Here is a 26151-nt window from a genome sequence, read left to right as displayed (position 1 = left end):
CAGACGGTAAAAGGTGCGCGAAACCGGTCACATAAGCGGCTTAAAGGCTACTGGATTGCCTTGGTCAGGAATTCGCCGATCTGATTGGCCACGCCACGACAAGCAGCGGACTGGGTGGGCGCCACCAGCGGGATGGGAATGATCACCGCCGGCACATAAGAGGTTCCACTGGCTTCAACGGCGATCTTACCCATGGACTTCAGGGTTTGCATGTCCCAGATGACGGCTTCGTATTCGGCGTCGTCTTCCCACCACAACAGGCCGAGACAGGCGCCGCCGCCGGCACCAACACTACAGGACAGACTGCCGCCGTCTTCGCCGCGGCGAGTGATTCCGTCGAGCCACACTATATAGCGGGTGCCGGTCTGCTTCAGACGATCAGCAATAGCCGGCTCCTGCAGGCGCTTGGCCAGAGCCTCGGCGGTAGTAGGCGCCATACGCGGCTGGAACCAGGGAAACATCTCGTCCATAAAGTCCTGCTCGGCTTTGACCGGCAGTTTTTTGCGGGTGAGGGTATTCTGCACACAGCGAGTAAAGTCCGCCTCGGTCTGGTGCCGAAAGTTTTGACGCCGCCCCAACACGACAATGGTTTCACCCTCTTTCAGCACGCCCACCGGCGCCTGTCGCAACTGCTCCACTGACGAACTGACACAGCCTCCGAGAATGGCGGTCAGTAGCAGCGCAAATGCGGCAGGCCAGCACCTCATCACGTGCGCTCAGCTTTCGCGGCAGGCGCGACGGAAAAGAGTTTTTTCGCGGCGGGCTGCTTCATAAAGTTCAATACGATGGCGGCAGCGGCATCGCGCATCGCGCGCCGCGAGGCTTCACGCATGGCACCGGCAGCAGAACGGCCGGATTTTTCTTCCCGCCCATAGGCCGTGAACGCCCAGTTAAGCATTGGCTCGCCGCCTCCTCGAGCGAGCTTGAGTGAATACTTGATCCACACTTCATAGTAGTCACTCTTACTCATGCCAGGGGTGCTAAACTGAAAATCCCGCATGACCGGCGTCAGCACCAGAGCGTCATCGGGAATGGCTTTTTCTTCGAACACCAGGCTTACCTCTTCAAACATCCCTGCAAAGACCGATTTGAACAGCTTTTCCTGGGAACTGCCGAACACAATGGTCCAGTCAGCGCCTTGCTCCGGCTCGTGGCGATGAACATAACGGCGAAGCTCAGGGGAAATATAGACCACGACCGGCTGCGGCAACTGGCTGATGATTGGCTCCGGAAAGTCATCACTCAGCACCACATGCTGACTGCAGGCGCCCAACAATAGACTTAGAAACAGCGCGATCCAGCGTAGCTTTAACATCACCGCGGCTCCAGTGTTTGCAGGCCCACAAACGTACCGCCATTCCGCTGGCACAGGGCCCTCATAAGCATGGAAAACTGCACACCCGTTGGCCGTATGCCGCTGCGGGTGAACTGCACCGGAAACCCCACCGCATGAATGCGCACCAACGGCTTGCCATCGGCACCACGGGGATTAATCCGCTCCACCGTGTCCAGCACCGCCTGAATGGAGTTCCCGGTAAATTCATCGCCGAACACATAAATACTGATCTTTTTGTCGTCGGAATAAAAGGCCCGTATCGCGCGAGTAATACCTTCTACCGGGCTCGAATTGGAAAAGGGCTGCCAACTGGCCATACGACTGATAATGGCCTTGCGCCGCCCCGGCGTATCAGGAATCCAGTCGCCGGCGTACTGGCTGAACATGTAGTCGCCCATATCGTTCATGATCTGCAAGCCCTTGACCTTGGGGTACAAGTCCAGAGTTTCGGTCAGTTTTTTAATCACGGTGGGCCAGGCGTAGCCGTGCATACTGCCCGAGGTATCGATCACGAAAATAATGTATTCGCTGTCGACCGGAATCCCGCCCACTGACTGATTCTGCGGGCGCACGCCGCTGCCGTAGAGACGCTTCATCTCTTCGGTGAGCTCCTGCCGGGCAATCGCGAGACGATTTTCTATCGCCGCCGCAGCCTCGGCTTCCAGTTGCGCGTCTGCGCGTTCGGCCTCCAGCGCCCTTGCCTCGGGCCGCATACTGGCCAACTCCTGTTCTGCCTCCGCAAGACGCTTGCCCTTCTCTGCCAGTTTCTGCTCGAGACTGTCGAGTTTCCCGTCCAGCTCGGGCAATTCCGCGGCCAGCTTTTCGGCCATGGCCTGCAAGCCAATGCCTTCATCCTTCTGCTTGGTCGGCTCGGCAATTTTGGTCAGCACCAAGAGGAGCACAATAGCGCCAAAACCACAGCTGATGGCGTCGAGAAAAGACAGACCGAAGGTTTCGGTTTCGCGGCGACGACGCTTCACGGCCAATCCTCCGACGGGCTGAGAAAGACTCCTCCGCTGTTACGGGCCAGCGCCCAGTAGGTGCTGGCGGCAAAGGGGTCGCCTTCCATAGGAAACAGAATCACATTAACCGGTACGGATTTAGGTAGCCGGCTCGCGGCCGTGGCAAACAGTCGCAGGCGCTCACGACCGGAAACCCCGCCGCTCTGCGAAGCGCTGACATCCTGCGTAGGTAGGCCATCGGTGATCAGAAACACATTGTCCGGGGCCGGGCTAAGCTCGGTCAGCGCCTTGAAGGCCAATTCCAGACTGGTGCCGTTTTCCGGTACGACACTGCGCAGCGCGCCGATGGCCTCGGTGAGCTGCTTGCCTTTTTCCGTGCGAAGCCATTTGCCTTCACTGCCCTTGATGGCGGGTTTCACAGCGGTATTAAAGCTGTAAATCTGAAATTGCGAGTCGGCGGGGATCTGGGTGGTCAGCCAGTCCACTGCATTTAGCGCACGCTGCCATTTCGGCGAAGCCTGTTTGCGGGCATCGCTCATATTGCGGCGCCGAATAACTTCAACCACCTTTTCGCCGAGCATACTGGTAGAGCTGTCGAGCAGAATCAAAATGCGCTCGCCGCCTACGTTCAAGCCCGTGAGATACTGGCGCCGCCCCTCACCGGCAAAGGCGCGGGTAGCATCTCCCTCGCCCTGTTTGTCGCGCAGGGTATCGAGCTGTTTCTCAATGGCCTTGAGTTCTTTGGTCAAGGCCTGAATATTCTTTTCGCGAGTGCGCACTTCCTGATCGGAATCATCTTCCTGATCGATAATTTCTTTCAGGCTGGCAGCTTCGCGATTTGCCGCTTCAAGCTGGGTTTCAGTTTCCTGCAGGGCGGCGGCCAGTGCTGCGAGGGCACTGCGCTTTTCCAGAACTTCCTGCTCGATCAAGCTGAGATTGCGGGCAACCTCTTTGTAGGTATCGGTTGCGCGTATTTCGGTGGAGTGATTAATGATCATAAAAATCAGAATGACCGCGCCCAGCCCGCAGGACATGGCGTCGAGAAAGGACATGCTGAACTGTTCAAATCCGCGACGCCGGCTCATCAGGTCTCGCTTTCAACCCGTATCAATTGCACATCGCCTGCCGGTGTCTGCAGGCAGTCCCCCAAACTGACTGACTGTGCGCCGACAAGGGAATCGCCATTCAGACTGACGCGTTCACTAAGCGGCTTAACCCGCAGAGTCTCACCCTCACACTGGAGCTGAAACTGTGGCTCACTGGCCGGCCACTGCAAGCCACCACCAATAGGAAACGCGCGATGTTCATGCAGCACGTGCGTCGCCTTAAGGGTTGGTGCCGCAGGCACGCTCATAGCCGGCTCGCTGCGCTCACCCTCTGGCAAGGGCAGCTGCTTAACCCACAAGGGTGAATCGCCCTCAGTACACAACAGGGATTGCTTCTGGCGGGCAATATCAACACTGGCGGTCTCTGTCAGCACATGAACTTCACCGCACGCGCGCAGTGTATCGGTCAGGCCCGGCAAGGCTGCGAGGCGGTGACTGAGCAGCACTGCACCCGACGCGTCACGCACCGCTTTCTGCAACTCCCGATACAAACCATCCAAGGCCACTTCGACCTGTTCCCGGCGCCATTCGATGCGATGCTGGCGCAGCCCCGCAGGCAGCTCCAGCGTCACCCGCGACGACTGTTGCAAGGCTTGCCACCACCGCGGCAACTGGTCAAACAGGCGCTGCTCGCTGGCCGCCTCGTGCAAGGGGTCAAACCGCGTTTCCTGTAAAAACTGTTCACTGATCTGGCGCACGCATTGCTCGATACACCAGTTCAATCCCGGCGTGGTGAGCTCGCGGCTGACACCCGTTTTGAGGCGCGTGTCGCACTCAATATCAGTCACCATGCTCCGGTGTTGGCTGATATCCAGATAACGTATGGAGGTGCCGCTCGTTGACGGCGGCACAGAGGCCGCGGCCAGCACCGCGCTTTCTGCTATTCCTGCCACCCTCAGTGAACAGGCCTGTACAATGCCAAGCAGCAACGCCAGACGCTCACTGCCATAGTGGGCGGGCACCAACAGGAGAATATCCTTTTCACGCGTATTGGCTGACTGGAATAAATGTCGCAGGTGGTAGTAGGCAATATCAGCGTGACTGCGAGCGCTACCTGCCAGACGATTCAGCGGCTGCTGATCCAGCTGCTCCCAGAAATGCAGATAAGTCGCACGCGGATTGAGGCGGGATTTTGCCAGCGCTTCACTGCCGAGCAGAAAACTGTCGCCATTTAAAACTGCACAGGCCGGCGAGCTTGCCAGCAGGCCGTCGTCGCCAAACAGCCGCAGGGCGCTGTCATTAAAATCGAGTATCAGCATTATTGACTCTGCAGATTCTGAATCAGCCCGCGATCACAGGCGGTTTGGGTATCCAACACCAGGCGCTCCTGAAGCAATTGCAGCTGGTATAAGGCAAACATAAGAATGATCGAGAGAATCAGGGCAATCAGTGTTGAATTGAAGGCCAAACCGAGGCTGGCGGTTACGCCACTGATATCGCCTTCCAGCGCTTTATGCGCCAACCCCAGCGCCTCACCGATACCGCGCACGGTACCGATAAACCCAATAGAGGGAATCGCCCAGGCGATATAGCGGATCATCGACAGCTCGGATTCCAGCCGCTCAATTTCTGCTTCGCAGCTCTGAGTGATGGCATCAGCCACATTCTGGATATTGCGGGTCGAGCGGAAACGGCGCAGTGCCGTCAGCAAGGTACGCGGATACAAATAACTGCGCTCGGGTTCGGGCAGGGCTTCGATAATGCGCGCATGATGCCGCGCATCTTCCGGCAATATCGTTTCCCCTTCCGACACCTGAATCAGGTTCTGTTCAAGCTGCTCGCGCTGACGACTGACCGCCACGGCTTTCATGATCAGCAGAGCAAACGCCCAGAACAGCAGAATAAAACAGGCTTCCTGTTCAAAGTCGCGAATGATCACCAGCAGGGAGCGCTCCGGCTGATAGTCCGGATTGTTGGCAATCATCTGCTGCTGCTCCATCTCGATCAGTCGAGCCTCGGGGCGGATTACCGTAACGTAAGCCGTGTGCACCACGATGATGGAAATCAACAACGCAAACAGTTGATAGAGAAAGTCATTGGACAGTCGGATTTTCATTCGTCGCTCTTGCCTGTTATCGAGAGTTGCCTGCCATCAGAAATCCGCAGGCAGCGTGAGTATGGTATCCGCGTGCACTTCTTCCGAAGGCTTGAAAGCGCGTGGCGCGGGAGGTGCCGGCTGCTGCGCTGGTTGTTCTGCCGCAGGCGCCGACTCTTCCACTGGCTGAGCGGGCGATTCCGCCTCTTCATTAGACTGCGCCCAGAGCGGCCCAACCATCAGCCCCATGAGAATCACCACCGCAGCAAAACTAATCTTTTTGTGCCTGTGCATAGCGCGCCAACCTGAAGCCCACATCATCACGCCCTTCCTCACCGGAATCCCGATACACCAAACGCAGTTCCGTTATGCGCCCATGTCGCCAGCTGGAACCACGAATGGTATGCAGCTTGCCGGCGCCCGCGCCGAGCGGATCGGTTTCCACCGCCGTCGAAATTTCAACGCTGTAAACGTCGTTCATCCATTCACTGACATTACCGCCCAGATCAAATAGACCTAAAGGATTAGGATCAAACTTTCCGACTGGCGCAGCCGCGATATAATTGTCCTGGTAGGTGCTGAGGGTTTTATCCACAACACCCTGCGCACTGATATCTGCGTAGTTTCCGGCCTTGCCCGTGGGCGGCATATCGTTGCCCCAGGCGTAGCGGCGCTCACCCTTGCCGCCGGTATAGCGCGCCGCCCAAACCCACTCGGCTTCGGTGGGCAGACGATAACCCGTGTTCGCGGGAGTAACCAACTGACCATTGCGATAAGCCTCCGGGAGACCATCGCGGCGACTAAGCCAGTTACAGAAGGCAATGGCGTCCTGCCAACTCACGCGCGCCACCGGATAGTTGTCGTTGTCCAGCGTTGTGCGCTGCACAATGCCCGAAGAATGCTGGGCGCGGAACTGACGAAAAGCCTCATTCGTCACTTCTTTGGTCGCGAGGTAAAACAAACGCGTCAGTTTGACATCGCGCTGCACCTCGTTGGACTGCCGCCCCTGCTCCCGACGCGGCGAACCCATTGCAAAGGGTCCACCCGGCTCGATCAATACCAGCTCATCGCCTGTCGCAGCACGAATACGTTTCGGAAATTGCGCCAGAAAAGCTTCGCGCTCGGTCAGCAGTCTGACATTCACCCGCTGCTTGAACCCAGAGCGCGGAGTAACGGTCTGCCGATGAGTCGCATAACCCTCGCGACGAATTTCCAGTTTGTGCGCGGTCGCCGTGAGCTGCACGGTTTGATTCGCGCGTCCACGCAAAATGCCATCAATGTATAACAGGGCATCTTTTGGCGTGGCGCTGACTTCGATCTCACCCACAACCGGCTTAAGTGTAAGCTCTAGCTGTTCGCGACTGCCGCTGGCCAGTGACAAGGTTTTGGTCAAGGTTTGGTAGCCCGGCTTGTTCAGTGTCAGCTCGGTACGCGATTGAGGGCGCAACTCGATGGTCAGGGGGGTCTGCCCCTGATACTCGCCGTTGACCTGCACCCGCGCGCCGCTCGGGCGACTGCTGAGTTCCACGCTTGCGTAACTGGGCTGCAGCACCACCGGCGGTAATTGCTGGGCGATGTTAGCCTCGGTAATCAGCGAATATTCCCAATCCTGATAGCCGGCCAGCGAGAGCTTGAGGGTGTGCTTGCCGGGCATCAACTCAACCACCATCCCGTCCGGGCCCGTTACGCCCTGCTCGACGCCATCGACCGTTAACAGGGCACCTTCGGGTTTTGAGCGCAGGCTGATCTCGGCCCAGCCGGGTTCCAGCGCCAGATGCAGCCCTTGCTCACGCGCCATGCCTTCAATATCCACCACGCCGGTGCTTGGCTGATAGCGCGGCGCACTCAAGGTATAGGTATAGGAGCCCGGTTCCAATTTGATGTCAGCCACCGGCGTATAGCCCTTGGATTCGCCTTCCAGCTCAAAACGGGCGCCCTCAGGGGTCGAGCTGACCGTCAGCAGGCCCGGTAATTTTTTCAGCTCAAAGCGAAACAGATTGTCGCCCTCGGCACTGACAGTAATCGGCTTCTCCAGGGTGTGGTAACCGGCCTTCTCCACTCGCAGCAGATAATCGCCGGGGCGAGCGAGGTAATTCCCGCCAAGCTCTATTGCCAAGCCGCCGCTCAGAGAAATTCCGTCAGCCGCCGGTTCCGTCTGCACCTTCACCGCTTTCGCGGTAAGCACAAACCAGAGCCCCGCCAGCAACACGACAAGCAGCGCGCCAACCACCCAGAAAAGGGGCCGCACCGTTCGCGCTGGCGCCGCTGCCGCACTGGCATCCGGCGGCTGAAAAGCCGCCGGGCGGATCGCCTCATTGCGCGCGTTGCTGTCCGATTCCTTCATTACCCACCTTGTTGTTTTTTATCGATCTCAGTGTTGATTGTTATCGGGTTCAGATTTTTTCAGTGCAGCGAATATCCAGACTCACTGCGCCGACATCCGGCCTGACCGAGAGCGTGGTGCGCACGTCGCGATAGCCTTCGCGACGTCCAACCACCGTGTAGTCACCGGGCGTAAGCCGCAGGGTTTTCTGGTCAAACATGCCCATTTCACCCACTTTATAAACCACCACATCGGTACTGCTGTCGGAGTTCAGTTGCACGGTGACCGGCTGTCTGGCCCGCGCAATAGCCGCATCCACGGCGTCCATCTGCGACTGCAGGCGCAGCCCGGGCTTGTCGATCTTTTTCGCATCTTGCAGGGTATACCAGGCACTGGCCAACACCTCCTGACTGTAAAGCCGCTGCGGCTGTTCCACCAGAATCTGCAAGCGCTGATCAAGTTCCAGTCGTGTTTGGCTGCGGGCCAGCCCTGACTGGGCAAAGCCCAAGGTGCCATCCAGCTCCGTCACGGTTTTGTAAGCGCTGACCGCTACACTCCAGTTTTCCTTGGCCTCGGCCTGTTCGGCCTTAGCCTTTAAGGCGGCAATACGCCGTTGCAAACGCTCAGCCCTGACCTCGGCCAGCCCTTCCTTCACCACAGCATCGTTCGGTTTGAGTTTGTCCGCCTTGCGAAATTCGCGCTCGGCCGCATCCAGATCACCATCTGCCAGCGCCTGCTGGGCGGTAGAAAGTGTTATACGAAATTCCCAGTCTTGCATCGCTTCGCCTACTCGCACCACACCCTCGCGGGCCACCGGCGACTGAGGATCAAGCTTTAACACTTCGCGGTAGAGCATCATGGCCTGATCCAGCTGATCGGAACGCTCGTGATTTTCCGCCGCCGATAACAGGGTTAGAATCTGGGGCAGATTTTTTGCCCGCCGCATACCAGTTTGCGCCAGCGGATTTTCCGGATGAATGGCCAAGGCCAGATCGAAGGCTTTGACCGCCTCTTCACTATTCAGTTTTTCCAGCGCCTGATAGCCGTCGATAATAGCTGTTTTGAGTACTGCCTCAACTTGGCCCAACAACGTGTTGGCCTGTTCCAGCGCCTTGCCCCAATAGGTAGCTGCGGCTTCAAATTCCCGATTTTCAAAATAGTTAACGGCGCGCTCTGCGTTGACTTCGATCTGCTGATAGTCAGCGGGCGCCCAGCGCTCTACCGACAATTTTTCCAGTTCGGCACGGCGCAATTGCAAAGCATCGGCGATGCGCTGCGCGGTTTGACGTTTGGCCAGCACCGCTTCGGCATCGGCCTCGCTAACGCGGGCAGACGGCGCAGTATCGGGAGATTCCTCAGGCGTTTGCTCTGCGCTTGATTGCGCCGAACCCTGCCCACCCGCTGCGGCTGTAACCGCGGATTCACGTTGATTCAGCTGCGACGGCAACCAGAGAATGACCAGGCACAGCAGCAAGACAATTAGCGACACTGCAACCCAGAAAAAAGGGCGCTCCGGGGAAGCCGCTGTTGGCTCCGCAACTACACTCTGCGGCGGCTGATGGGCGACGGGCGTAATACGTTCGCCGGCATCGTCTGATGAGGAATTCTGCGACAAGGGTTAACGATCCTTATCCGCAGCGGAACCGTCGTCGGCTCCCTTCGGCGGCAATCCGGTTTCGTTAGCGTAAATTTTCTTCAGCAATTCGCGCCACTCCTGATACTGGGCTTCGGCGGAACCACTCAGGGTAATGGTTTTCCCTTCGAGCTCAATCACTCGGGGTTTAAGATCACTGGACAGGGATTCGCCAAGCTCCTTCAACGCTTCGACATGCAGTTTCTTTTCACCGAATTTATCAATCCCGGTTTTTAGCAGGTAACCGCCGCCAATCACACCGGAATAGGCAGCTGCCGCTTCAGCGCCGTTGCTCGCTTGTCCGGCGCCGTAAATACCCGCAGCAACACCAACCGCGCCAGCCACCATGCGTCCAATGGCTTCCTTGCGCACTTTCTCAAGGTTTTTGGCTTCCTGATAGCTGGCCGCACGCCACTCGTCGTACGGGCCCTGTATCTGCTCGCCAAACAGGTAATAGTGTTGGTCGAGGGTATCTACCAGTCGATAGTCGCGGTCACGAATAGCCTGAACACGCTGTACGTTCGGGTCGCCGTCAGCAGGCAAACCCCGCACCGAGTACTGACCATTTTTTTCTTTCAGGTAGCGCTCAAACGCATCCGGCGACAGATCGTCGGCAAAACGCAAAAAGGCGACGGTGCGAATATCGCGCAGCTGTTTTGAAGACAAGTCTTTTCGCGATTTAAGCAAGTCGTTAGCAATGCGGTTATAGAGATCCTGAAACGGGTCGATATTGGATGGATCAGAATCGCTGTAACTCAAACTCGCTGCCGTTTCATCGTAGGTTTTGTCCAGCCAAACACGGCCACTGGCATCCACAGCCTTCACAGCCAACTCCAGATCCCGACCGTTGGATTCAATGATTTTGCCGGTAATCATCAACTCGGAAGAGGTGTTCGGACTGGGCACAACCCGCACTGGCCCCCAATGCCCTGTGCTCTGCAGGGTTTCGCGCAGACGATAGGGAATGAAACCGGACTCGGCCTTGCGCACCTGCGGAAAAATCCCCGAGTCTTCCTCAACCGGCTCGGTGTAACCCGGATCAAAGACCGCGATATTCACATCCAGCAGCTCGGCCTGCGGGATTTCTTTTTCCGCGTGCACCGCGCGGGTGGCATTTACATGCTTGACCGATTGGTTGACACAACCACTCATAAAACCTGCCAGGCTAATCAGCAGGCTGAGCGACAGCACCTTAGCGATTGTTGCGCTTGTACTCACGATACTCTTCCCACAGTTTTTCCCGCAGCTCGGGATCGGTTTCATTCTCGGCCGCCTCGCGCAGCTGACGGGCAACAATATCGTCATCTTGCCCGCTAGGCACATCATCCGGTGCCGGAGGCAAGGCTTCCTTGTCGCCGGGGCTGCCGGGGCGCCGCTGACCACCCTTTGGCATATTGCCTCCGCCAGTGGCACCGGGCGGAGGCGGAGCTGAGTAGCCGTACTGATCGCCGTCCTGCCCCGCAGGCCCCTGTCCACTGCCGCTGCTACCGCCTCCACCAGCATTTTCACGCCGACGTTGTTCCGCGGCGAGTGCCTGTGCGCGCTCGCGCTCGCTCAGTGATTGATTTTCCCGATCAAGCCGGCGATCAAAACCGGACAGAGAACGCGACAGCTCATTGTTCAATTCCTCATTGCGCTCGCGATCTGTCTGCCCACCACCACCGGCTGGGGCAGATCGGGCAGCGCGCTCAGCGGCTTCAGCGCTCTCGGCATCTGCCGGTGAGCCCGCCTGACTTGGAGGTGGCTCGTCGGGCGGCGGCGGTGGCCATTGCTGCTCATTGTCTGCCGGCGCACCCTGCCGGGCCTGTTCGCGTTGGCGGGCGGCCTCTTCAGCGGCCGCTCTCTGCTCGGCCGCAGCCTGTGCTTCCTGCTCTGCTTGCTGCTGTTCTCTGCTGGCCTTTTCTTCTGCCTCCTGCTGTTCGTCCCTTTGCTGTTGCTCTGATTGTTGTTGCTCAGTTGGCTGCGATGGCGACGTTGGCGGAGGTGGCGGCTGCGGACTACTCGGCGGCGTAGTCGGCGGAGTAGCACAGGCGCTCAATAACAGTGCGCCGCTCAATAGGGCGGTCATCGATAAACGCCAGCGACGGAAACCTTGAGCGCTGCGAAATACAGGGAACATCAAACTACCTTCCACATTGAGCACTATACCTAGGGCTGAGCACCCGGCCTGAATTGATAGATGTAAGTCATTTTTTCGGTGCTCACCGTGCCATCTTCGGTGATTCGCGGCCGGAAGATGGTATCGCGACTGTAGCGCAGCGCCTTGTCTTCCAGCACCGAGGCTTGCTGCGGTCGTAACTCGACCACTTCAATATTACGCGGCTGCCCGCGCGAGTTCACATCGAGCAGCAATTCCGCTTCGCCCTGATAGGCGCTCAAAACCGCCGGATCATTCGTCGAGGGTAATTTGAGCGGCTTTTGATAAATCGGCACCGGCGAGCCAAAGGTTTGCGCCAGATACTCGGTGGCGCCGTTTTCATGCAGCATGTCATAGGCGCGCTGATAGTAGCGCCGGGCTTTGCGATCATTGCCGATCAGTTGATAGTGGTCACCGAGCCGCACATAGGTTTCCGCAATAGCCTGCAGATCTGGCTCGTCCTGATCTTCGAGTATGCGAAGCGCAATTTTTAGCGCTCGCACCGCCTTCCACTCGGCGTCCAGTAGTGTCCGATCATCGGAGCGGGCGCCCTGATCATAGGCAATGGCCCGGCGCACCTGATCACTGCGCACAAAGGAATAGCTGACATTGCGCTCGGCAGATTTCATCCCCCGCAGCCGGTCAAGATCGTCATGCATCCGGCGCGAGTAGCTGCTGGCCAGATCGTAGTACACCGGCACCAACTCAGGACTGTCAGCGCCATAGGTTTTCGCCAGAATTTCGAGACGCTCTTCGTGCAGACTGCTTTCCTGATAAGCCGCCTCCAGCAGACTGTACCAGCGCGCGGCCTTATACAGCGCCCGTTCCAGCTCTGGCCCTTCCTTTAGGGCCATACGCTGTATGTTGGTACTTACATCAAGGCGATCCATGGCGTCGTCTACGCGCCCGACGCGAATCAGACTGTCGAGCAAAAGATCGTCATGGCGGGTCTGCTCCAGACTCTCCAACCCCTTATCCGTTCGCGTAACAAAGTTGGCCTGCTCGATATAGTCGATAGCCTTCAGATAGTCTTTGAGCTGGTAATACCCGACCCCAATGGCGTACAGGGGCCGCGCCAGTCGCGGATCACGGAAATTGCCGCTGGCACGCAGTCGCTCCAGCACTTGCTCGAGGCTGGAGATGCCCGCCGCCGCATCACCGGATTGAATTTCAATCAGACCGAGGTTCTCCAGCGCCGCCGTGCCGCTCACCGGGTCGCTGGCCAGTGCCTGTGCAAGGCGGCGAGCCGAATCCAGCGCCTGAGGGTACTGCCCCGCAGCGACACTGCGATCCAGTTGCTGCTGCAAGCGCGCGAGTTGACTATCGGCGAGCACAAGACTGGCAGGAGCGGGAAGCAGCTCAACCTCGCTGGCCGCCCATACACTGGGAATACACAAAAGCAGCGCAATCAGCCGCTTTACGTCACGTCCGAGTCCTAGCATCCAGACGCCCCCCTGCTGTTATATAACATGACTGTAACCAGTGTGTACGAAGACGGATCGGCACTCGATCAGCCTCGAATCTAGCACTTTATCACCTGCCTGCCGCTTGCGCTTCATCACCCAGCAGGCACCGACGAAGAGCCGAGCCGCCCAGTCTAATCATAGCCAAAAAGCGCCGTTATTACTGCGCGCCAGCAATCCGCCACGGGGAGTAACACCCCGACCCAGCAGCCTGCTGCCGGATGATTAAACTTCGGTAACACATATCAAGCGATATGCTTATTTATTATTTAAATACAACAAGATACAAACCACTCGAACACTTAAAACCTGTTTCCATGCTTCACACATATGGCAATTCGGTAACACTTACGCGATAATGTGTGCATTGAATCCTCAGAAACAGGTAACACTACCATGAAAAAACTGACTCAAACTCTGGTTGTCGCCGCACTGGCCACTGCCTCCGCTGCAACCTTTGCGGCTCGCCCTTCAAGCTTGGTATACACCGGTGCCGGCACCGACGAATCTGGCGCTGAATACTCCAGCTACTCCGTCAAGTGTACCGATGGCCAGCGTCACCCGCTGACCGCTTGGGACAACCGCCGCAAGTGGTGTGTGGGCGAAGCTTCTCAGGAAGAGTGTCACCGCAAGCAGATCAAAGCTGCGAAGAAAGCCTGTAAAGCCGGCTGATCTTCCCGGGGCGGGCACCACAGCCCGCCCACCTTTCTTTTCACGCCCCCTCACTACTGCATCATCCCGACTCTTCCACCGAAAACACCAGATCTGCCAGCTGACTGATTAACTGTTTCTGGCGCTTCAGCCCCTCGTCCGACATAGGTTCCACCGGCAACATGGCCTGATACATCGGCGCCATAGTGATGTAGGACATCACAATATTATTGAATGCCATCACGGCCCAGGGCTCGAGATCGTTGCCACGGAAAAAACCGAGCGCAGATTCCTGCGAACCGTCTTTTGCGATCAGCGGCCGAAACAAGCGATCGACAATCTCCCGACTTAACGGACCATCCGCCAAGGCTGCATGTTGCAACAGGCGCGCAAAGTTCGGGTGGCGATAATGCAGATCAACAATGGTTTGCAACCACTCCATCAGCCGTTCGCGGCTCAGCGTTTGCTCCCGCAAATTCGTCAGCGGCGCATTGAACAGGTCTATCAAGCGATCGAGCACCGCGCGATACAAGGCCTCTTTGTTGCGAAAGTGGTTATAGAGACTGGGCGTACGAATGCCTACACCCGTGGCCACCTCGCCTAAAGAGGTGGCCTTGTAGCCTTTTTCTGCAAACAGGCGTTCGGCCTCATCGAGGATGCGTGTCGGCGTATCTTTCAATGGATTCATCACTTTTTTCGCAAAGACGCGCTATGCTAGCAAAATTCCCGCAAGCGAACTTTTGCCCTCGCGATTTCCGGCGAGCCCGCTACACTGAAGCCAGCTCGCAGGTAGCGAAGTTCGCAAGACGATAATAAAAGGATAGTTCAAGCCAATGGATGATTACCGCGCAATCGAAAACCTGATGTACCGCTACGCCTTTCTTCTGGACGACGGCGACCTGAACGGCGTGGCCGAGCTGTTTCGACACGGTGAAATTGTCGCTCCCGCAGCTGATTCGGTGGTGCAGGGTTATGACGCCGTACTACAGATGTATCAGCAGTCTACCCGCCTGTTTGATTGCAGCACACCGCGCACCAAACATCTGATTACTAACACGCATATTGAGGTGAGCGACGCGACCGCCAAGGCCAGAGCTTACTTCACCGTGGTGCAACAGACGCCGGAGCTGCCATTGCAAGTTATTATCAGCGGCTATTACCGGGACCAGTTTGCCCGCATCGACGGCGAATGGTGCTTCAAGCGCCGCGAAATGCACCCGGACCTGTTCGGCGATCTATCCCAACACCTTCTTTTTGACGCAGCCGGTATTCAATGACCACGGAACCCCAAATGAACAAGCCCGGACGTCGCGGCCTGCCGCGACTGATGGATGCGACCAAATATTCCATGCGCGGCTTTCGAGCCGCCTGGACTCACGAGGAAGGCTTTCGAACCGAATGCATTCTCATGCTGTTTCTGACGCCCGCGGCCGTACTGCTGGCACAAACCGGCATCGAGTTCATCCTGCTGATCTGCTCCTGCCTGATGGTAATGCTGGCAGAAATCATCAATTCCGCCATTGAAGCGGTCGTGGACCGGGTCGGACTAGAGCGTCACCCGCTGTCAGGTCAGGCCAAGGATCTGGGCTCCGCCGCCGTGTTTATCTGCATGATGATGGTCTTGCTGGTTTGGGGAACCATCGCCTTCAATCGCTTTTGGCCAGCCCTGTAACGCGCAAGCGGAGAGATATCCCGCAAACCCCTTGACACTGACGGGGCGAACAGGAATAATCCGCCCTCTTAAATTTTTGGTACTGAACTCAGCTTCAAGGAGTAACCGGGTGGCAAACTCTCCACAAGCACGTAAACGCGCACGGCAAGCGGAAAAGCGCCGCAAGCACAACGCCAGCCTGCGCTCCATGGTGCGCACGTATTTGAAAAAGGTTGTTAACGCGATCGACGCTGGCGATGCTGCTGCAGCCAAAGCGGCTTTCGAGCAGGCTGTTCCGGTCGTTGACCGCATGGCCGACAAGGGCATTATCCACAAGAACAAGGCTGCTCGTCACAAGAGCCGTCTGAATGCCCAGATCAAGGCCCTGGCTGCCTGATCACGTTCGTCGCATAATAAAAAACCCGCTTTTTAGCGGGTTTTTTTGTGCCTGCTCGTTAAGCATCTCAGGCTTCAGCTCAAGACCAGATTATCCCGGTGAATCAGCTCTTCATCACCGTGATAGCCGAGCAGACGGGTAATTTCCGCACTGGGCTGTCCCGCCAGCAAGCGCGCCTCATCGACGTTGTAATTGACCAGACCACGGGCAATTTCGCGACCGTCAGCGTCCACACAGCTCACCAGATCCCCGCGCCGAAAGTTACCACTTACCGCTTTAACGCCTACCGGCAACAGGCTTCGACCGGAAGCGGTCAGCACTTTCACCGCCCCCGCATCCAGCTGCAGCTGGCCTTTTAACTGCAATTGCCCGGCCAACCATTGCTTGCGGGCCGCCAGCTTCTGCTGCTTTGCCAGCAAGCGAGTACCTACTGACTCACCGCGCAGCAGCCTTGGCAAAACCTGATCCTCGGTACCGCTGGCAATGATCGTGTCGGCACCAGCGCGAGCCGCCAGTCGCGCCGCCCGCAGCTTGGTAATCATGCCACCGCGGCCCAGCGTGCCCGCACCAGACACCATGCCGTCCAGCGAGCTATCACTGGCGTCGGCCTCGGTAATCAGCTCAGCATCGGGGTTATTGCGCGGGTCACCGGTAAACAGACCTTTCTGGTCGGTCAGAATGACCAGCACGTCGGCATCCACCAGGTTCGCCACCAGTGCCGCCAGCGTATCGTTATCACCAAAGCGGATCTCGTCGGTCACGACCGTGTCGTTTTCATTGACCACAGGAATCACGCCCAGCTCCAGCAGGGTCTGCAGGGCGCCACGGGCATTGAGATAACGATCGCGAGCAGAAATATCGTCGTGACCAAGGAGGATTTGGGCGGTGTGCAACCCATGCATAGAAAAGCGCGACTCGTAGGCCTGCACCAGTCCCATCTGCCCCACCGCAGCCGCCGCTTGCAGGCGATGAATTTCTTCCGGGCGGCGCGACCAACCTAAACGCGTCATCCCTTCGGCGACCGCACCCGACGACACCAGCACCACCTCGTGGCCGGCGCGGCGCAGCTCAACCATCTGATTCACCCAGGCATCCAGCCCGTCAGCCCACAGGCCCCGGCCATTGGCGGTCAGCAGGGCGCTGCCAATCTTGATTACCCAGCGCTGGGTTTCAGCAAATTCTGTCATTGCACCTTACTCAGACCAGGTTCAGGGCTGATAGACAACTTCCACATCGCCGTCGTCATCATCTTCATCGTCGTCATCCTGAGCCGCTTTGCGAGCCGCACGGCGGGCATCGGCCAGCCCCTGAATACGCTCCCGGGCTTCGGCCTGCATGGCCTTCTGGGTATCAATCTCGCGCTGCATCAGTTCGTCGTCTGCCGACTCCTCTGCCTTGCAGGTCTCGACATACTCCAGAATCGCCCAGCACAGGGCTTCCGTATTGTCCTTGGTCAGGGCCGAGAGCTGATACACCGGACCTTCCCAGCCAAGCCGATCAATAATGTCCTGGCAGTGCGCCTCACGCTCCTCCTCAGGAATCAGGTCGGTCTTGTTCAACACCAGCCAACGCGGGCGCTGGTACAGGGTCTCACTGAACTCGGCCAGCTCGTTGATGATTATTTCGGCAGCCTCGACCGGATCAGAGCCGTCCAGCGGCGCCACATCCACCAGATGCAGCAACAGGCGGTTGCGGGTCAGATGCTTGAGAAAACGAATACCGAGACCGGCACCCTCCGCGGCACCTTCCACCAGACCGGGGATATCCGCCACCACAAAGCTGCGGTGCTTCTGCATGGACACCACGCCGAGGTTGGGCACCAGCGTGGTAAAGGGGTAGTCCGCCACTTTTGGCTTGGCCGCAGAAATTGCCCGAATCAGGGTCGATTTACCGGCATTGGGGAGACCCAACAGACCCACATCGGCCAGCACTTTCAGCTCCAGACGCAGGGTGCGGCTTTCGCCCTCAGAGCCGGGTGTGGTCTGACGGGGTGCACGGTTGGTACTGGACTTGAAGCGGGTGTTGCCGAGGCCGTGAAAGCCGCCCTGAGCGACTTTCAGCACTTCGCCGTCGGTCGACAGGTCACCCAGCACCTCGCCGGTCTCCTCATCGAGCACGGTGGTGCCCACCGGCACTACGAGGTAGAGATCCTCGGCGCTCTTGCCACGGCAATTACCGCCGCGACCGGGCTCGCCGTTATTCGCGCGATAATTGCGCACGTAACGGAAGTCCACCAAAGTGTTAACGGAATGATCCGCCTTGAGAAAGACACTCCCGCCATCACCGCCGTCGCCCCCATCGGGGCCGCCTTTTGGAATATATTTTTCGCGGCGGAAGCTCAGGCAGCCACTGCCGCCGTTCCCGGCCGCAACCTTGATGACTGCTTCGTCGACAAATTTCATGATTACTTACCTAATACTCGACTTGAGTTTCCGCGCTGATAATAAAATGCATGTAGCAGATACAAAAAAGCCCCGTCAACCTGACGGGGCTTTTTAAGCAATGCGCTCGCGCGTCAGGCCGCTTCGATGCTAACAAACTTGCGCTTGTTCGGGCCTTTGACGGTGAACTTCACTACGCCGTCCGCTTTCGCGAACAGGGTGTGATCCTTGCCAATACCAACGTTTTCACCAGCGTGGAAACGAGTACCGCGCTGACGAACGATGATGCTGCCTGCAGGCACAGTCTGGCCGCCGAAACGCTTCACGCCAAGGCGTTTACTTTCCGAATCGCGACCGTTGCGAGTACTACCACCAGCTTTCTTGTGAGCCATGAACTAATCTCCTTTCTGCACTCGTACCGGCGCTTAAGCGCTGATACCAGTGATTTTAACTTCGGTGTACCACTGACGGTGACCGGCCTGTTTCATCGAGTGCTTACGACGACGGAATTTCACGATCTTAACCTTGTCGTGACGACCGTGGGCAACCACTTCAGCAGTTACTTTGGCGCCCGCTACCAGCGGCGTACCCACTTTGGCGGCGCTGCCGTCGTTTACCAGCAGAACCTTGTCAAATTCCAGAGTTTCGCCGGTGGCAACTTCCAGTTTTTCCAGCTTGAGGGTTTCACCCTCAATAACACGGTGCTGTTTGCCACCGCTTTCAATCACAGCGTACATAGTCTCTCTCCAAATGGCCTGCTTGCGGGTTGATGGTAAAGGGTCGACATCCTGTCGATGTGCAAGTTCAGGCAACCGCCCTGCCCCGTTCGGGTGAGCGGTTTTGCTACAGGGTCGCGCATTCTACGCAAAAGCACTGGCAATCTCAAGCGCTACATGGCTTGAACGCAGGCTTTTGCCCAAGCCCGCTCCCGGCTGCCCCTCAGCCTTGACACCCCTGCCACCGCCCCCTAGCATTCCCGCGCAAACGCGCCTTAGTGGCACCTCCAAACCCCTTTGTACCAGGCCTGACAGATGCAGCAGATCCGAGAGGTCGTTGCCAGCGAATTCGACGCGGTCAACACTCTGATTATTGAACAGCTCCACTCGGACGTGGACCTGGTAGAGAACATCGGCCACTACATTGTTGATGCTGGCGGCAAGCGGCTCCGCCCCTTGCTGGCCCTGCTCAGCGCTGGCGCCTGCGGCGGTATTAACGACAAACACATCCAACTCGCCGCCGTTATCGAATTTATCCACACCGCCACCCTACTCCACGACGATGTCGTAGACGTCTCGGCGCTCCGCCGGGGCCGCCCCACCGCCAATGACAAATGGGGCTCGGCGCCCAGCGTGCTGGTTGGCGACTTCATCTACTCCCGCGCCTTTCAGATGCTGGTCAGCATCGGCGATATGGGCGTGATGGGGCTCTTGTCTGACACCACCAACACCATTGCCGAGGGCGAGGTGCTGCAGCTGGTGCGGGCGGGCAATGCCGACGGTGATCGAGAGCAGTATTTCTCCGTCATCCAGAACAAGACCGCCGTCCTGTTCGCCGCCGCCTGCTGCGGCGCTGCCCTGCTTAGCGACCAGCGCAATTACGCCGATACACTCTACGAGTACGGCATGAATCTGGGCATGGCCTTTCAGCTGATTGATGATGTGCTGGACTACGAGGGCAACCCGGAAGAAACCGGCAAGAATATTGGCGACGACCTCAACGAAGGCAAGGCCACTCTGCCGCTGATTTATGCCATGGAAAATGGCAGCCAATCCGAATCCGACCTTATCAGGCAGGCTATTACCGAAAAGTCCGCAGCAAACCTGAATCAGGTCGTTGAGATTGTTCGCTCAACCGGCGCTTTGGATTACACCCGCAATGTTGCTAGAGAATATTCCGGGGATGCGTTGACCGCATTGGTGCCTTTGAAAGCTAGCAAATACCATCAGGCGCTGCTGGATCTTTCGAAACTGGCGCTTTCCCGCTCTAAATAACGTTTAGCTGGGTGCCACTACCCGGGCGGAGCGCAATCCCCCTCCACCCTCACAATTGCGACGCATCAATCCCACGCCACAAGACACTGCCGCTAAAACAGGCCCGGTGGATCAGCACCTTGCTCCAGACCAGTCAGGCCGCGTTTAAGCCTTTCCCAATCGGGTTTGTGTTTCGCGAGGACTGTCTGAGCGCTTTACAGCGAGTTCCGCAGCGACAAACTCGATTGGGAAAGGCTTGCGGGCGGTCTGGAGCAAGGTGGTGAGTCGCCGGGCCGAGCTACGAAGCTCCAAGAACCCCAAAAGGCCCCACACCCGACGACAAAAATGAACGGCGCCCGAACAGACGCCGATAAGTCTTAACTAACGCTGGCCATAAATGCCAAAAGCTCATCCGTCTTGGCACGCATCAGGGCCTGATCACCCCGAGATTCCACATTCAAGCGAACCACAGGCTCAGTATTAGACATCCGCAGGTTAAAGCGCCAGTCTGCAAAGGCCACACTTAGCCCATCGACATGCTCAACGCTGTCAGCATCCGTGGCGTACTGTTTTTCCACCGCCGAAATAACCGCCTTGGGATCTTCAATGGTGCTGTTGATTTCGCCGCTGCAGGGAAAGCGCTCCATGCGCTCGTCAACCAACTGAGAAAGCGTCTTGCCGCGACGAGAAATCAGCTGCGCTACCAGCAACCAGGGAATCATGCCGCTATCGCAGTAAGCAAAATCACGGAAGTAGTGATGCGCGCTCATTTCGCCGCCGTAAATAGCGTTTTCGCTGCGCATGATTTCCTTGATAAAGGCGTGCCCGGTTTTACTCTGTACCGCCGTAGAACCATTCGCCTCCACCAACTCACGGGTATTCCAAACCAGCCGCGGGTCGTGCACCACTTTCTCACCGGGGTTATCCAGCAGGAAGCTTTCCGCCAGCAGGCCAACCACATAGTAGCCTTCGATAAACCGACCATTTTCGTCGAAGAAGAAACAGCGATCAAAATCACCATCCCAGGCAATCCCCATATCCGCCTTTTCTGACAGAACGGCATCGATGGTCGGCTGGCGATTTTCTTCCAGCAAAGGATTGGGCACACCATTGGGGAAGTTACCGTCGGCCTGGTGATGCACTTTCACAAAACTGAAGGGTAGCTTGCCTTCTATGGCATCAATCACTGCACCGGCACCGCCATTGCCTGCATTCACCACAATTTTCAGCGGCTTCAGCGAAGGCAGGTCTACATAACCCAACAGATGTTCTATATAGGCATCGAGTGAAGCGAAAGCCTGATAGCTTCCCGCTTTTTCCGGCGCTGAAAATTCACCGCTCTCGGCGCAGGCCTTGATATCAAACAAGCCCGAATCACCACTGATCGGCTTAGACTCTTCGCGCACAAACTTCATGCCGTTGTAGTCTTTCGGATTGTGGCTGGCGGTCACCGCAATGCCGCCACCAAATTTACCGTAGCTGGTCGCAAAGTAAATTTCTTCGGTGCCACACTGACCGATATCGAACACATCGACGCCGGATTCTTGCAGACCTTTCACCAGCGCCATCTTAATAGCTTCGCTGCTCAGACGGATATCATGCCCCACCACCACCGAGCCCGGCTGAATCACTTCTGCATAGGCGCGACCAATGCGATAGGCGACATCTTCGTTCAGCTGATCGGGCACACGGCCGCGTACGTCATAGGCTTTAAAACAAGTAATTTCCATACTGTGTAGTTACTTCTGGTAGTAGTTTTCGTAAACAAAATTGGTGGCTTCAACAAAGCCCGGCACGCTACCGCAATCAAAGCGGCGCCCCTGGAATTTGTAGGCCATGACACAACCTTGAGCCGCCTGCGTGTTCAGCGCATCGGTAATCTGCACCTCGCCATTTTTGCCGGCCGGGGTGTCACGAATAATGTCGAAAATATCCGGTGTCAGAATATACCGACCAATAACCGCGAGGTTGGAAGGCGCATCTTCAACTGCCGGCTTTTCCACCATGCTCTCAACGCGATAAAGCCCCTTATTGAGTTCGGTGCCGACAATCACCCCGTACTTGTCGACTTCATCCTTGGGCACTTCCATAACGGCGACAATGCTGCAGCGAAACTGCTTGTAGAGCTTGACCATCTGGGCCATAACACTGTCGCCGCCATTGTTCAGACAAAGGTCATCTGACAGGATCACACCAAACGCATCCTGATTACCGACCAACACTTCACCGGTCAGAATCGCGTGCCCCAGACCTTTCATTTCGTGCTGCCGCGTCATAGAAAACGTCGCCGAGCTAATAACCTGGCGAATCGAATCCAGATAGCTTTCCTTGGCTGTACCGGAAATCTGATGTTCCAGCTCATAGCTGGTATCAAAGTGATCTGCGATAGCGCGCTTACCGCGACCGGTCACCAACGCAATATCGGTGAGACCCGCAGCAATGGCTTCTTCAACACCGTATTGCACCAGCGGCTTGTTGACGATAGGCAGCATTTCTTTCGGCATGGATTTTGTGGCCGGAAGGAAGCGGGTACCGTAGCCCGCCACAGGAAACAGACACTTTTTCAAGATCAACTCCTTTTCATTATTGGCTGCGGCCGTACACGTCCTCAAACCGCACGATGTCATCTTCACCCAGATAACTACCCGTCTGCACCTCGATCAACTCCAGCGGAATCACGCCGGGGTTGCTGAGACGATGTTTTGTACCCAGCGGAATATAGGTGGACTGGTCTTCCGAGAGAATCATGGTTTCTTCGCCCCGCACGACCTCTGCGGTGCCCTTAACAACTATCCAGTGTTCGGCGCGGTGATGATGCATTTGCAATGACAAGCGCTCACCGGGTTTGACGATGATGCGTTTCACTTGAAACAGATCACCAACCACCAGGGACTCGTAACTGCCCCAGGGGCGATAAACGCGGTGCTGAAATTTCGCCTCATCGCGACCGTCAGCTTTCAGCTTGCTGACAATGGCTTTGACATCCTGCACGCGATTCTTGTCGGCGACCATCACCGCATCAGGGGTCTCAACAATCACCAGATTGTCGACGCCCACAGCCGCCAGCAGCCGATCCTGACTGCGCAGGTAGCTGTTCTTGACGTCTTCCACCAAGACATCACCGTGCAGATAGTTATTCTGCTCGTCCTTATCGGCCACATCCCACAGGGCTGACCAGGAACCCACATCGCTCCAGCCACAATCGAGGGCAACCATCACCGCGCGATCGGTATGTTCCATCACAGCGTAATCGATGCTGTCAGCCGGGCAAGCGGCAAAAGCTTTCGCATCCACACGCAGGAAATCGATATCCGTCTGGGTCGACGCCATCGCCTGCTCGCAGGCTTTAAGCATGGCGGGCTGATACTTGCCGAGCTCCTCGAGGTAGGCGCGAGCAGAAAACAGGAACATACCGCTGTTCCAGCAGTACTCACCGCTATCGAGATAGGCTTCGGCCGTGGCCCGATTGGGCTTTTCAACAAACTGGGCCAAGGTAAAGGTGCTCTCGGCCAACTCGTCGCCACGTTTGAGGTAGCCGTAACCGGTTTCGGGTGAAGTCGGCACAATACCGAAGGTGACGAGCTGCCCCTTTTGGGCGAAGGGCAAACCACGGCCAACGGCCTCACAGAAAGCCTCCACCTGCTGAATAACGTGGTCAGCAGGCAATACCAGCAACACGGCTTCCGGGTCAGTCTGCACGGCGCGCAGTGCCGCCAGCGCCACCGCCGGCGCGGTGTTCTTGCCTTCGGGCTCGAGAATAATGGCGGCAGCGCGGCGTTTTTCGTTACGGAACTGCTCGGCCACCAGAAAGCGGTGCTCTTCGTTACAGACCACCAGCGGATCAGCCACATTGTCGAGGCCATCAACCCGGGCGGCGGTTTCCTGGAGCATGGAAAGGTCGCTGGTCAGATCCTGAAACTGTTTCGGGAAGCTTTCCCGGGACAGCGGCCACAACCGACTTCCGACGCCGCCGGACAACAGAACAGGTACTAACATGCACTCCCCTTGAAAATGGACTTATCAGGTTGTTATTCGATCGCGATGAGGCGGGTTAAGTCCTTTATTGTCACGGCCTACGCCGCGGTAGTCAAAGCCTATGCGACTCAGATGCCCACTATGGTACAAATTCCTACCGTCCACAATCAGGCGGCCGCGCATGGCTAACTTCAGGCTCCGAAAATCCGGCTGACGGAAGCGTTTCCACTCGGTTACCACCACCAGCGCATCGGCGCCCACCACCGCCGCATTGGGCTCATCCACAAAGCGCACCCGCGCGGCATAAGGGAATTTCGCAAAATAGCGCCGGGTGTTAGCCATGGCCACCGGGTCGTAAGCCACAATGCGGGCGCCGGCCTCAACCAGCTTCTCAATCAAATTTAGTGCGGGTGCCTCGCGAATATCGTCGGTGCCCGGCTTGAAAGCCAAGCCCCAAACGGCAATCGCCTTGCCTTCCAGCTGACCGTCAAAGTAGCGGTATAGCTTGTCGAACATCACCCGTTTCTGCGCCTGATTGCGCTCGTCGACAGACTTCAGAATGCACATATCCAGTGCGCGATCTTCGCCTGTCGCGATCAAAGCTCGCACATCTTTAGGTAAGCAGGAACCGCCGTACCCAGCACCGGGAAAGAGAAAGGCATTGCCGATACGTTTGTCTGCCCCCATACCAAGGCGCACATCCTCTACGTCCACATCACAGTGCTCACACAGTTCCGCGATTTCGTTCATAAAGGAAATACGCGCAGCAAGCATCGCGTTAGAGGCATACTTGGTCATCTCCGCTTCACGGCGCCCCATATACAAAATGCGGTCATTGCGCCGCAGGTAAGGCGCGTACAACACCCCCATCATTTCACGGGCATGCTGACTGTCACTGCCGACAATTATGCGGTCTGGGGTCATAAAGTCTGCGACCGCCGCACCTTCCTTCAAAAACTCCGGGTTGCTGACAACATCCACCTTGAAGGCAGCATTTCGCAGACGCAGACGCTCCTGAATAATCGACTCCACCTGATCACCGGTGCCGACCGGCACGGTGGATTTGGTAATAACGATGGCGTCGTCCGTGAGCGACTGACCAAGCGCCCGGGCAACGCTCAGCACCGCCGAGGTGTCACAGCGGCCATCGTCTTGCATCGGCGTACCAACGGCGATAAAAACATAGTCCGCAGACGCCACGGCGGATTCCAGCGAGGTCGTAAAATCCAGTAGCCCGGCATTCAGGGCAGAAACCACAATGTCTTCCAAACCCGGTTCGTAAATGGGCATTTCGCCGCGCTTCAGTGCGGCCACTTTCTGCGCGGCCGCATCCACACACACCACTCGATTTCCCATCTCGGTCAGACAGGCAGCCGTTACCAACCCGACGTAACCCGCACCAATCACTGCAATCTTCATATCACGCTCTCCTAAGGGTTCTCGGTGACATAACTACTGCAGTTTCATGACGTGCTGATGGCGCTCATTTGACACTGGTATGACAGGCTCAGTGTTGACAGCGAACACGCTGACCGCCCTTAAATCTCTGTGCTACCATGCGCCAAACTTTCAGGAAGCTGTGCCCTCCGATGTCATTGATTCACCAGAATTCTTTTACTAAAGAAGACCTTATTGCCTGCGGCCGGGGCGAGCTGTTTGGACCCGGCAATCCGAAACTCCCCACCGATAATATGCTGATGGTGGATCGCATCACCCACATCAGTCACGAAGGCGGTGAATATGGGAAAGGTCAGATTATTGCCGAGCTGGATATCCGTCCGGACCTCTGGTTTTTCGACTGCCACTTTATCGGCGACCCCGTAATGCCCGGCTGTCTCGGCCTCGACGCCATGTGGCAGCTGGTCGGCTTTTTCCTCGGCTGGAAAGGCAATAACGGTAAAGGACGAGCGCTCGGCTCGGGTGACATCAAGTTCACTGGCCAGATCCTGCCGGATGCCAAACTCGTGCGCTATCAGCTCGATCTTAAACGCGTGATTGAACGCAAACTGGTGATGGGTATCGCCGACGGCCAGGTTTCCGTCGACGGCGAAGTGATCTACACCGCCAAGGATTTACGCGTCGGTCTGTTTCAGGCTGACGGCAAAGATTTCGGTTAAATTTACACAGAGGC

The 26151-nt window shown here is 57.2% G+C and carries 27 protein-coding genes; 6 read left to right on the top strand and 21 right to left on the bottom strand.

All coding sequences use genetic code 11. From position 1 onward, the window contains the following. Positions 1-47: 47 nt before the first annotated feature. The 12 genes from FHR99_RS08775 to FHR99_RS08720 are packed head-to-tail and all read right to left on the bottom strand — an operon-like array spanning position 48 to position 12974. The gene (locus FHR99_RS08775; RefSeq protein WP_183410286.1) at positions 48-710 is read right to left on the bottom strand and encodes a hypothetical protein; all 663 of its coding nucleotides are present in this window, start codon (positions 708-710) and stop codon (positions 48-50) included. Further along, positions 707-1315 (bottom strand): hypothetical protein, encoded by a 609-nt coding sequence (locus FHR99_RS08770; protein WP_183410285.1) that lies wholly within the window; start codon positions 1313-1315, stop codon positions 707-709. The genes FHR99_RS08775 and FHR99_RS08770 overlap by 4 nt, the downstream gene beginning before the upstream one ends. Next, positions 1315-2316, bottom strand: a complete 1002-nt coding sequence (locus tag FHR99_RS08765; protein WP_183410284.1) for a vWA domain-containing protein — start codon at positions 2314-2316, stop codon at positions 1315-1317. Before FHR99_RS08765 ends, FHR99_RS08770 begins: the two co-directional genes overlap by 1 nt. Next, entirely contained in the window at positions 2313-3383 is a 1071-nt protein-coding gene (locus FHR99_RS08760) for a vWA domain-containing protein (RefSeq protein WP_183410283.1), read from the bottom strand. Before FHR99_RS08760 ends, FHR99_RS08765 begins: the two co-directional genes overlap by 4 nt. Next, positions 3383-4663, bottom strand: a complete 1281-nt coding sequence (locus tag FHR99_RS08755) for a hypothetical protein (RefSeq protein ID WP_183410282.1) — start codon at positions 4661-4663, stop codon at positions 3383-3385. The genes FHR99_RS08760 and FHR99_RS08755 overlap by 1 nt, the downstream gene beginning before the upstream one ends. Further along, positions 4663-5460 (bottom strand): MotA/TolQ/ExbB proton channel family protein, encoded by a 798-nt coding sequence (locus tag FHR99_RS08750; protein ID WP_183410281.1) that lies wholly within the window; start codon positions 5458-5460, stop codon positions 4663-4665. Before FHR99_RS08750 ends, FHR99_RS08755 begins: the two co-directional genes overlap by 1 nt. A 36-nt stretch (positions 5461-5496) precedes the next feature. Continuing rightward, positions 5497-5733 carry a hypothetical protein gene (locus FHR99_RS08745; RefSeq protein WP_183410280.1) on the bottom strand — a complete coding sequence of 79 codons (237 nt, stop codon included), beginning with the start codon at positions 5731-5733 and terminating at the stop codon, positions 5497-5499. Then, positions 5711-7783 (bottom strand): PEGA domain-containing protein, encoded by a 2073-nt coding sequence (locus FHR99_RS08740; RefSeq protein ID WP_183410279.1) that lies wholly within the window; start codon positions 7781-7783, stop codon positions 5711-5713. The genes FHR99_RS08745 and FHR99_RS08740 overlap by 23 nt, the downstream gene beginning before the upstream one ends. 49 nt (positions 7784-7832) lie before the next feature. Beyond that, the gene (locus FHR99_RS08735) at positions 7833-9377 is read right to left on the bottom strand and encodes a tetratricopeptide repeat protein (protein ID WP_183410278.1); all 1545 of its coding nucleotides are present in this window, start codon (positions 9375-9377) and stop codon (positions 7833-7835) included. A gap of 3 nt (positions 9378-9380) precedes the next feature. Then, on the bottom strand, positions 9381-10613 hold the full coding sequence (locus FHR99_RS08730) for a hypothetical protein (RefSeq protein WP_183410277.1): 1233 nt from the start codon (positions 10611-10613) through the stop codon (positions 9381-9383). Beyond that, entirely contained in the window at positions 10588-11514 is a 927-nt protein-coding gene (locus tag FHR99_RS08725; protein ID WP_183410276.1) for a hypothetical protein, read from the bottom strand. Before FHR99_RS08725 ends, FHR99_RS08730 begins: the two co-directional genes overlap by 26 nt. A gap of 29 nt (positions 11515-11543) precedes the next feature. Then, positions 11544-12974 (bottom strand): tetratricopeptide repeat protein, encoded by a 1431-nt coding sequence (locus FHR99_RS08720; protein WP_183410275.1) that lies wholly within the window; start codon positions 12972-12974, stop codon positions 11544-11546. A 417-nt stretch (positions 12975-13391) separates the two neighbouring features. On the opposite strand from FHR99_RS08720, the gene FHR99_RS08715 reads away from it, so the two are divergent. Further along, complete coding sequence (locus tag FHR99_RS08715; protein WP_183410274.1) at positions 13392-13667, top strand: hypothetical protein; 276 nt, start codon at positions 13392-13394, stop codon at positions 13665-13667. 61 nt (positions 13668-13728) lie between these two features. Here the strand turns inward: FHR99_RS08715 and FHR99_RS16460 are convergent, their stop codons facing one another. After that, on the bottom strand, positions 13729-14334 hold the full coding sequence (locus tag FHR99_RS16460) for a TetR/AcrR family transcriptional regulator (protein WP_183410273.1): 606 nt from the start codon (positions 14332-14334) through the stop codon (positions 13729-13731). Between the two features lie 145 nt (positions 14335-14479). Between FHR99_RS16460 and FHR99_RS08705 the strand changes: the two genes are divergently transcribed. From FHR99_RS08705 to rpsT, 3 genes are all read left to right on the top strand, one after another. Further along, entirely contained in the window at positions 14480-14923 is a 444-nt protein-coding gene (locus FHR99_RS08705) for a nuclear transport factor 2 family protein (RefSeq protein ID WP_183410272.1), read from the top strand. 14 nt (positions 14924-14937) lie between these two features. Next, the gene (locus FHR99_RS08700; RefSeq protein WP_183410271.1) at positions 14938-15318 is read left to right on the top strand and encodes a diacylglycerol kinase; all 381 of its coding nucleotides are present in this window, start codon (positions 14938-14940) and stop codon (positions 15316-15318) included. Positions 15319-15427: 109 nt separating this feature from the next. After that, positions 15428-15694: a 30S ribosomal protein S20 gene (gene rpsT / locus FHR99_RS08695; RefSeq protein WP_183410270.1), complete on the top strand. Its 267-nt coding sequence runs from the start codon at positions 15428-15430 to the stop codon at positions 15692-15694. Positions 15695-15768: 74 nt separating this feature from the next. Here the strand turns inward: rpsT and proB are convergent, their stop codons facing one another. From proB to rplU, 4 genes are all read right to left on the bottom strand, one after another. Next, positions 15769-16881 (bottom strand): glutamate 5-kinase, encoded by a 1113-nt coding sequence (proB, locus tag FHR99_RS08690; protein WP_183410269.1) that lies wholly within the window; start codon positions 16879-16881, stop codon positions 15769-15771. Positions 16882-16902: 21 nt separating this feature from the next. Beyond that, positions 16903-18096, bottom strand: a complete 1194-nt coding sequence (cgtA, locus tag FHR99_RS08685; protein WP_183410268.1) for an Obg family GTPase CgtA — start codon at positions 18094-18096, stop codon at positions 16903-16905. 113 nt (positions 18097-18209) lie between these two features. Further along, positions 18210-18467, bottom strand: coding sequence for a 50S ribosomal protein L27 (gene rpmA, locus FHR99_RS08680; protein WP_183410267.1), 258 nt, complete (start codon positions 18465-18467; stop codon positions 18210-18212). A 33-nt stretch (positions 18468-18500) separates the two neighbouring features. After that, complete coding sequence (rplU, locus tag FHR99_RS08675; protein ID WP_183410266.1) at positions 18501-18812, bottom strand: 50S ribosomal protein L21; 312 nt, start codon at positions 18810-18812, stop codon at positions 18501-18503. A 294-nt stretch (positions 18813-19106) separates the two neighbouring features. On the opposite strand from rplU, the gene FHR99_RS08670 reads away from it, so the two are divergent. Further along, positions 19107-20066, top strand: coding sequence for a polyprenyl synthetase family protein (locus FHR99_RS08670; RefSeq protein ID WP_183410265.1), 960 nt, complete (start codon positions 19107-19109; stop codon positions 20064-20066). A gap of 356 nt (positions 20067-20422) precedes the next feature. Here FHR99_RS08670 and FHR99_RS08665 read toward each other — a convergent pair whose 3' ends face one another. The 4 genes from FHR99_RS08665 to FHR99_RS08650 are packed head-to-tail and all read right to left on the bottom strand — an operon-like array spanning position 20423 to position 25439. Continuing rightward, on the bottom strand, positions 20423-21775 hold the full coding sequence (locus FHR99_RS08665; RefSeq protein WP_183410264.1) for a phosphohexomutase domain-containing protein: 1353 nt from the start codon (positions 21773-21775) through the stop codon (positions 20423-20425). 9 nt (positions 21776-21784) lie between these two features. Then, positions 21785-22615 carry a UTP--glucose-1-phosphate uridylyltransferase GalU gene (gene galU, locus FHR99_RS08660; protein ID WP_183410937.1) on the bottom strand — a complete coding sequence of 277 codons (831 nt, stop codon included), beginning with the start codon at positions 22613-22615 and terminating at the stop codon, positions 21785-21787. A 13-nt stretch (positions 22616-22628) separates the two neighbouring features. Then, complete coding sequence (locus FHR99_RS08655) at positions 22629-24041, bottom strand: mannose-1-phosphate guanylyltransferase/mannose-6-phosphate isomerase (RefSeq protein ID WP_183410263.1); 1413 nt, start codon at positions 24039-24041, stop codon at positions 22629-22631. 24 nt (positions 24042-24065) lie between these two features. Continuing rightward, positions 24066-25439: a UDP-glucose dehydrogenase family protein gene (locus FHR99_RS08650; RefSeq protein ID WP_183410262.1), complete on the bottom strand. Its 1374-nt coding sequence runs from the start codon at positions 25437-25439 to the stop codon at positions 24066-24068. A 170-nt stretch (positions 25440-25609) separates the two neighbouring features. On the opposite strand from FHR99_RS08650, the gene fabA reads away from it, so the two are divergent. Then, positions 25610-26137 carry a 3-hydroxyacyl-[acyl-carrier-protein] dehydratase FabA gene (gene fabA / locus FHR99_RS08645; RefSeq protein ID WP_183410261.1) on the top strand — a complete coding sequence of 176 codons (528 nt, stop codon included), beginning with the start codon at positions 25610-25612 and terminating at the stop codon, positions 26135-26137. Positions 26138-26151 lie beyond the last annotated feature (14 nt).

The organism is Litorivivens lipolytica (genome assembly GCF_014191715.1).
GTDB classification, from domain to species: Bacteria; Pseudomonadota; Gammaproteobacteria; order Pseudomonadales; family Spongiibacteraceae; genus Litorivivens; species Litorivivens lipolytica.
Note: the sequence above shows the minus strand (reverse complement) of the source record. Positions and strands in the feature narration are given on the sequence as shown.